Source organism: Telluria sp. ZB4P34, assembly GCF_059686055.1.
This window is the reverse complement of the sequence record NZ_JCASIF010000020.1, coordinates 62,321-69,948: the sequence shown is the minus strand read 5'-3', so window position 1 is coordinate 69,948 and position 7,628 is coordinate 62,321. Positions and strand designations below refer to the sequence as shown.

The 7,628-nt window shown below is 67.7% G+C and carries 5 protein-coding genes; 2 read left to right on the top strand and 3 right to left on the bottom strand.

Translation table 11 applies throughout. From position 1 onward, the window contains the following. The coding region (locus AC56KL_RS21375; RefSeq protein ID WP_497182192.1) for an IS3 family transposase at positions 1–82 on the top strand (82 nt) is incomplete at its 5' end. Positions 83–1,025: 943 nt separating this feature from the next. On the opposite strand, the gene AC56KL_RS21370 is transcribed toward AC56KL_RS21375, so the two are convergent. The 3 genes from AC56KL_RS21370 to AC56KL_RS21360 all read right to left on the bottom strand — a co-directional run bounded on the left by AC56KL_RS21370 (position 1,026) and on the right by AC56KL_RS21360 (position 4,962). Continuing rightward, positions 1,026–1,763 carry a UCP032817 domain-containing protein gene (locus tag AC56KL_RS21370; RefSeq protein ID WP_497182191.1) on the bottom strand — a complete coding sequence of 246 codons (738 nt, stop codon included), beginning with the start codon at positions 1,761–1,763 and terminating at the stop codon, positions 1,026–1,028. Between the two features lie 40 nt (positions 1,764–1,803). Further along, complete coding sequence (locus tag AC56KL_RS21365; protein WP_497182190.1) at positions 1,804–3,519, bottom strand: PQQ-dependent sugar dehydrogenase; 1,716 nt, start codon at positions 3,517–3,519, stop codon at positions 1,804–1,806. Between the two features lie 78 nt (positions 3,520–3,597). After that, positions 3,598–4,962, bottom strand: a complete 1,365-nt coding sequence (locus tag AC56KL_RS21360; protein ID WP_497182189.1) for a glycoside hydrolase family 5 protein — start codon at positions 4,960–4,962, stop codon at positions 3,598–3,600. A gap of 156 nt (positions 4,963–5,118) precedes the next feature. On the opposite strand from AC56KL_RS21360, the gene AC56KL_RS21355 reads away from it, so the two are divergent. Then, positions 5,119–7,590 (top strand): hybrid sensor histidine kinase/response regulator, encoded by a 2,472-nt coding sequence (locus AC56KL_RS21355; RefSeq protein ID WP_497182188.1) that lies wholly within the window; start codon positions 5,119–5,121, stop codon positions 7,588–7,590. Positions 7,591–7,628 lie beyond the last annotated feature (38 nt).

The following is a 7,628-nucleotide window of genomic DNA, read 5'->3' as shown; positions in this document are numbered from 1 at the left end:
GTATTACAATAACGACCGCATCAAACTTAAACTAAAAGGCCAAAGCCCTGTACAGTACAGGACCCAGGCCATGGGCGCTTAACGACTTAACGTCCAACAATTTGGGGTCAGTTCACTCTGCCGACCACCCTACGAGTCGCGATGGGCTGCACCAGCTGCAGCGCCGCGAGCGCCTTCAGTCCACGACACGCAACAGGTCCATCTTGCACAGCCAGGCCAGCCCGCGCAGCAGCGTCGGACGGTCGCAGGGACCCAGCGTATCGATCAGCTCTTCCACCTCCACCGGGCGCGGGCCGATCGCGCCGAACAGGCGGCCGAAATCTTCCAGCGTCGGCGGCGAGCTCGCGGCGAAGCGGTTGATGGCCAGTTCGCCACCGGGGCCAGCGAGGAATCGGGTGTGAGTTCCACCAGCGAGGCCGTCATCGCGCCGTCGCCGTCGACGTCTACATCGCTATCGACGCCGGACTACGCGCTATGCGAGGGGACGCAGACGGGACCGCAAACCGAGGCGTACTCCGCTTCGCTGATCAAGCCTGCCTGCAGCAGGCCGCGCGGCGCTAGGGCGCCCGGAGAGCGGGGCCGGCCTTCGGGATAGTCGGCTGCGCGCGATGGCAGCGCACACGGCCTGCCGGCAGCAGCGGCGCAATCGAAGAATATCATCAGGCCTTCGGCCGACTGGGCGTAGAAGGACGCATCGCGGGGAATGCTCGGAAATTCCTCGTGCGCCGTCCGGGGCCCACCAGGGAAACAGCACGGCCGTTATCTCGGCCAGCACGGCAGCGTAGGACGATTGGGCGAATTCCAACTCCACGGTGTGCGCCGCCGCATGCGGCATTTCCCTGACATTCATCGCTTCCTCCGGCGTGGTCATCCGCACACCTCAGTGGACGGCGACTCGGCCGATGATGACGAAACGCAAGTCGCGACGAGCCTGTCGATTTTTGGAGCCGCGCGTTCAACGCACAGGCACGGATGCACGGTGCAGATCGCCTCGACGCCGGCAGCACGCGGCGCTCCCGTTCATCTCAGCTGCCGCATCCTCCGCCACAGCCACTGCCGCAGGCGCTGCCGCCATCGGCGCATCCCCCATCGCTGCCGCTAACGACGGGGCCGCCATCTCCGGATGCGCCGCCCGCGTCGCGGGCCTCGGCATATTCCGCTGCGGTGATCAATCCGGCCTGGTACAGGGCCAGCGGAGCCAGCGCTTTCGGGAAGCCCGGGCGTCCCGCAGGGCGCCCGAGCCGGTCCAGCAGCGAGCAGCCGATCCGGGCGCCGAAGACCCGGTAGCCGAAGCCGTTCGGCATGCCGAGCTGGCCGTCCAGCGTGAACAGGCGCGGCAGCTCGGGCCCTCCTGCCGGTATCGACGCATGGCGCCGTGCCTGCACCAGGCAGGCGGCCAGCGCCTCGCCCATGGTCCCCATCTGGGCCCGCTCGACGTGCGGGATCTTCTTGCCGAAGTGGCGTACGCAAAAGCGTTCGAGACCGGATGCATCCATGCGGGTCCAGGCATGCCAGACCGCGTCGGCCGCGCGCGAGGGCAGCGCACACGGCCTGCCCGCGGCTGCGGCGCAGTCGAAGAACATCACCAGGCCTTCGGCCGACTGCGCGTAGAAGGAAGCATCGCGCGAAATGCCGGGGAACTCGCGCTGCGCGCTCTCCTGCCAGTAGGGAAACAGGCCAGGCGGCAGCTCGGCCAGGATGGCGTCATGGGCCGATTCGGCGAATGCCGATTTCCCCATGCGCAGCGTTTGGTTCACGTTCATCGCATCCTCCGTCGTGGCCGTCTGGACATCCTATTCTAGATCAGCGCTGCGGCGCGATGCGCCACACCGTACCGCCGGCATCGTCGACCACCAGCAGCGCGCCGTCCTGCGCCACTTCGACGGCGGCCGGGCGGCCCCATACGTCACGGTCGCTCAGCACCATGCCACTCATGAAGTCCTGGTACTGGCCGGTCGGCACGCCGTTCTTCATGAACACGCGCACCACCTTGTAGCCGGTGCGCACGCCGCGGTTCCAGGAACCGTGCAGCGCCACGAAGACGTCGCCCTCGTACTCCTTCGGGAAGGCGTTCTTCGCGCCTTTCGGCGCGTGGTAGACGGCCATGCCGAGCGGCGCCGAGTGCGACTGGATCAGCACGTCCGGCACGATGCTCTTGCCCTTCAGGTCCGGGCGCTGGCCCTTCAGGCGCGGGTCTTCGTTGTCGCCGATGTAGTACCACGGCCAGCCGTAGAAGCCGCCCTGCTTCACGCGGGTGAGGTAGTCCGGCGGCAGGTTGTCGCCCAGTGCGTCGCGCTCGTTCACGGTGCACATCACGTCGCCGGTCGCCGGGTAGACCAGCATGCCGACGCAGTTGCGCAGGCCGGTGGCATAGGTGCGGCGGTTCTTGCCGTCCGCATCGAAAGCCATGACGGTGGCGCGGTCGGTCTCGACGCCCCAGCTGGCGCCCACGCCGTGCCTGGCTTCCCATTGCGCGATCGGCTCGGGCGGCTGCGCGCCGATCTCGGTGGCCACGTTGGTGGCCGAGCCGATCGACAGCAGCATGGTCTTGTCGTCTTTCGAAAACGCCAGGGTGCGGGTGGTATGGCCGCCGCTGGTGTCGGACAGGGTGGCCACTACCACTTCCGGCGCACCGCGCGCCTTCAGGTCGCCGTTGCGATAGGGGATGCGCACGACCGAATTGATGTTGGCCACGTACAGGTATTGCGGATTGGCGCCGGACGGCCAGAAGGCCATGCCGTAGGGGCGGGTAAGGCCGGTGGCGAACACCTCGACGCCGTCGGCTGCCTGGCCGTTCTTCGCGCGCGCCACCTTGATCTGGCCCTTGGCGGTGGCGGCCAGGAAGACGTCGCCGTTCGGCGCGCGCAGCGCCACGCGCGGCTTGTCGGCGTCCTGGGCGAACACGCTCACCTTGAAACCCTGCGGCACGACCGGCATGCTGCCGTTCGGACGCGCTTCCACGCGCGGACCGTTGCCGGCGCTGCTGGTGGCAAAGGGCGGTGGCAGGTCGCTCACTTTGATGTGGTGGATGCGGCCGGGCTGGTTGTCGTCCCAGCCGCCCTGGCGGTCAGCGGCGGTGGCTGCCTTGGCCGGGGCCGGAGTTGCGACGGCAGTGACCGGGCCTTGCAGGCTGGCCAGGTAGTCCACAAGCGCTGCGCGGGTCTGCTTGTCCGGCACGCCGACCGGCATCGTGGTGCCCGGTACGTTGTTGGCCGGGTCGGCCAGGAACAGGTCCAGTTCTTCGCGGGTCCAGGTCTTGCCGGCAGCGCCGGCTTTCACCAAGGCTGTGGAGTAGTTATAGCCGGGGACGCCGGCCGCCTTGCGGCCGAGTACGCGGAACAGGCCCGGGCCCGCGCGCGAAGACAGGCTCGGGTCCACGCTGTGGCAGCTGGCGCAGTTGTTCTGGAAGGTGGTCTGGCCTGCGGCGATGGAAGCCGCCTGGGGCGCGGCGTGGGCGCTGGAGGCCGCCGCCAGGCTGGCGAACAGGACGGCATGCAGCGTCAGTGACTTGGCTTGCAAGGGAGTTCTCCTATTTGTCGGAAATGCGGAACTGAACAGTTTGACATCATAGGACAACTCTCCCCCGCCTGTATGTCCTTACTGCGCGCCCGGCGCGAACGGATCCGGCGGCGTGCTGCTCGTCATCCAGCGCTGCAAGGGTCCGTGCGGCTCGTAGCGCAAGGTGCCGAACAGCCGGAACAGCGCTTCGATGCGCGTCTTGGGCGCGGTATTAAAGTCCAGCGGCGGCACCAATGCCCCCTCGGCATTCGTCACCATGCCCCAGGTGCCTTCCCCGTGGCCGCCCTTGTTGCTCACGTACTTGTACGACCATGCGGTAGCCGCCCAGCCCAGCTTCGCATAGGTATCGAAACTGGCGCGCGCCACCTGGCCGCCCAGTTCCTGCCCCATGCCGGCCCAGGGCTGGATCTCGCCCAGGTAGAAGGGCGTGTCCAGGGCCTGGATGCGGCGGTCCCAATCGCACACGGCGTTCGTGCTGCCGGCAGCGCAGCGCAGCCACCCGCGGTGCACCTCGCGTCCTGGCGTGGCCCAGCCGAAGTGGCCCGGGTAGGGATGCATCTCGAAGGCGACGTTGCGCATGCCGCGCTCGCGCGGGTTGCCGTAGGCCCGGATGTCGTCCTTGACGTGGCCGGGCAGGATGATGACGTGGTTCGGGTCGACTGCGCGCACCGCCTGGTACAGGGTCTCGACGACGGCGGCCATGTTGGCGGAGTCCGTGCCCCATGGTTCGTTCAGCAGGCTGTAGCCGGCGATCGAGGGACGGTCGCGATAGCGCCCCGCCACCTGCTGCCACAGCCACACCGTGCGCTGCTGGTATTCAGGCACGCTCCAGTACTGGTTGCGGCCGGCGCAGCCGCTGTGGTGCTCCCAGCCCTGGCTGCCCGCGGCGCCGTGCAGGTCGAGGATGACGTAGATGCCGCGCCGCTCCGCTTCGCCGATGGCCCAGTCCAGGTAGCGCCAGGCGTCGGCCCGCAGCGTGCCCGGCTTCTTTTCGTCCTCGACCACCGTGTGGATGAACGGAATGCGCACCAGGTTGACGCCGAAGGAGGCCAGCCGGTCCCAATCCTCCGTCTTCATCCAGTTGTCGCGGAACAGCGTCATCAGGCGTTCGCGTTCCGGATAACCGAAGCGCCGGTCCAGCACCGCCTCCAGCCGGCACTGGTCGTCGATGCCGTTGCTACCCTGCCCCATCATCCAGAACTCGTTGATCAGCCAGTTGCCGAGGTTGGCGCCCTTCAGCACGATCGGCTTGCCGTCGGCCGTGACCCAGCGCGCGCCCTCGGCACGCACCATCTGGCGCGGTTCGGCGATCGGCGCGGCAGCCGGCGCTGCCACGGACGGCAAGCAGGCGCCGAGCGCGCCCACCAACACCACGAACGCCATGCCCAGCCGGCACGTGTGGGCCAGCCCCCGAACGGTTCTCCTGCTGCTGCGAACGTGCATCCCTGACTCCTCATGTCTGTGCCAAGCACGATATTGGAAACGTTACCAGTTTGCTGTGAAAACTATATCACTACACAGGCCATAAAGCTGCTTACAGGTATCTCGTAGTGAGCAATTTATGCGAACGCTATAATCGAGAAAAATTGACGGGACACTATGGCATCTAAACCAATGCACACGGACGGAGCGGATGACGATTCCTCGTTGCATGCCGAGCTCGCCCGCTACCGCTTCATCACCGGGCTCGACGACGCCATCCGGCTGCTCACCGACCCGGAACAGATCGCCCAGACCGCCGCGCGCCTGCTGGGCGAGCATCTCGGCGTGGACCGTTGTGCCTATGCCTACGTCAGCGAAGACCTGGGCAGCTTCACCCTCACCGGCAACTACACCAATGGCGTGCCCAGCATCGTCGGACGCTACGCGCTGGCCGACTTCGGCGCCGAGTTCGTCCGCCTGAACCGCCTGGGCCAGGCCTATGTCGTCGACGACACCGAGCTTGATGCGCGGGTGGACGACGTGCGCCAGGCCTACCGCGACACCGGCATCCGCGCCGTGATCTCCATCCCCGTCATCAAGGGCGAGCGCTGGGTGGCCGGCATGGCCCTGCACGGGAGCGCGCCGCGGCGCTGGCAGGAACATGAAGTACGGCTGCTGGAAGCCGTGGCCAACCGCTGCTGGGAATCGATCGAGCGCAGCCGCATCGCGATCGAGCTGCGCCAGGCCGAGGAACGCGTGCGCGGCGGCCATGACTACCTGCGCCTGCTGATCGACTGCACCGACGAAGGCTTTTATTCGGTCGACCGCGAGGGCGTGACGATCATGTGCAACGCGGCCTTCCTCAGGATGCTGGGATTCCGGCACGAGAAGGAGGTCATCGGCAGGAAGCTGCACGACCTCATCCACCACTCGCACACGGACGGCTCGCATTACCGCGCCGAGGATTGCCCGATCTACCGCGCCGCGCAGTTCGGCGAGGCGGCGCTGGTGGAGGGCGAGATGTTCTTCCGCCTGGACGGTACCGGTTTCCCGGTCGAGTACCGCGCCCGGCCGGTCTGGCAGGACGGCCAGTTGCAGGGCGCGGTCTGCACCTTTGTCGACCTGACCGAGCGCCGGCGTACCGAGCAGGCCCTGCGCGAGAGCGAGGCGCACCTGCAGTCGGTGTTCGGGCAGACGGCTGCCGGCATCTGCGAAGTGGACCTGACGGGCCGTATCCTGCAGATCAACGACCGCTATTGCCAGATCGTGGGGCGCACGCGCGAGGAACTGCTCTCGATGCGCATGCAGGAGATCACGCATCCTGACGACCTGCCGGGCAATGCCCCCCTGTTCAAGCGGACCGTGGCTACCGGCGAGCCGTTCGAGATCGAGAAACGCTATGTCCGTCCGGACGGCAGCATCGTCTGGGTCAACAACACGGTGAGCCTGATCCGGGTTCCAGGCGAACATGCCTCCAACAGCATCCTCGCGGTCTGCATCGACGTCACCAAGCGCCGGCGCGCCGAGGAAGCCCTGCGCGACGCCGACCGGCGCAAGGATGAGTTCCTCGCCATGCTGGCGCACGAACTACGCAACCCGATGGCGCCGATCCGCGCGGCAGCGGACCTGCTCGAATCGCGCGACCTGGCGCCCGAGCTGCGCCGGCGCACCAGCCAGATCATCTCGCGCCAGGTGACGCACATGACCGGCCTGGTGGACGACCTGCTGGACGTCTCGCGGGTCACGCGCGGCCTGGCGGAGCTGCAGCGGGCCCGCCTGGACGTGAAGGGGGTGATTGCCGACGCCGTCGAGCAGACGCGGCCCCTGATGGAAGCGAAGCGCCACTGCCTGGTGGTGGAGCTGGCCTCGGACGCCGCCCAGGTGCTGGGCGACCACAAGCGCCTGGTGCAGGTGCTGAGCAACCTGCTCAACAACGCGGCAAAGTACACGCCGGCCGGCGGGCGCATCGAACTCAGGATGGGAGCGACGGATGCCGACGTGGCGCTGGAGGTGGCCGACAACGGCATCGGCATCGCACCCGAATTGCAGGAGCGCGTGTTCGACCTGTTCACCCAGGCCGCCCGCAGTGCGGACCGCTCGCAGGGCGGCCTCGGCATCGGCCTTGCGCTCGTGAAAAGCCTGGTGGAGCTGCATGGCGGCAGCGTCGCCTGCCGCAGCGAGGGCGAAGGCAAGGGCAGCCGTTTCATCGTGAGCCTGCCGCGCGCTGCCGATGCGGCCGCGCCGGCGCCTGCCCCGCAAGACAAGCTGGCGACGGCGCCATCGGCTGCGCGGCGCATCCTGGTGGTCGATGACAACGTCGATGCGGCCCAGATGCTGGGGATGTGCCTGGAGGCGGAAGGCCATGAGGTCATGGTCGAGTACAGCCCCTTGCGCGCGCTGGAACGGGCCAAAGCCGCCCTGCCAGAAATCTGCATCCTCGATATCGGCCTGCCCGAGATCGATGGCAACGAGCTGGCGCGCCGCTTGCGGACACTGCCGGAGGCGGCAGGGATGACCTTGATCGCCTTGACGGGATACGGGCAGGAACAGGACCGGCAAAACGCCCTTGCGGCAGGCTTCGACCATCACCTGGTCAAGCCGGTGGCGGCCCTGGAACTACTGGCCCTGGTGGCGCAAGCGCAGCGCTAGCGGCCGGCGCGGGAGGTAGCCGGGTTCGCGCCAGCGCG

Excerpts from the sequence above, each read along its gene's own strand:
- AC56KL_RS21370 (WP_497182191.1), bottom strand. The coding sequence starts at position 1,763 with ATGAACGTGAACCAAACGCTGCGCATGGGGAAATCGGCATTCGCCGAA.
- AC56KL_RS21360 (WP_497182189.1), bottom strand. The coding sequence starts at position 4,962 with ATGCACGTTCGCAGCAGCAGGAGAACCGTTCGGGGGCTGGCCCACACG.
- AC56KL_RS21355 (WP_497182188.1), top strand. The coding sequence starts at position 5,119 with ATGGCATCTAAACCAATGCACACGGACGGAGCGGATGACGATTCCTCG.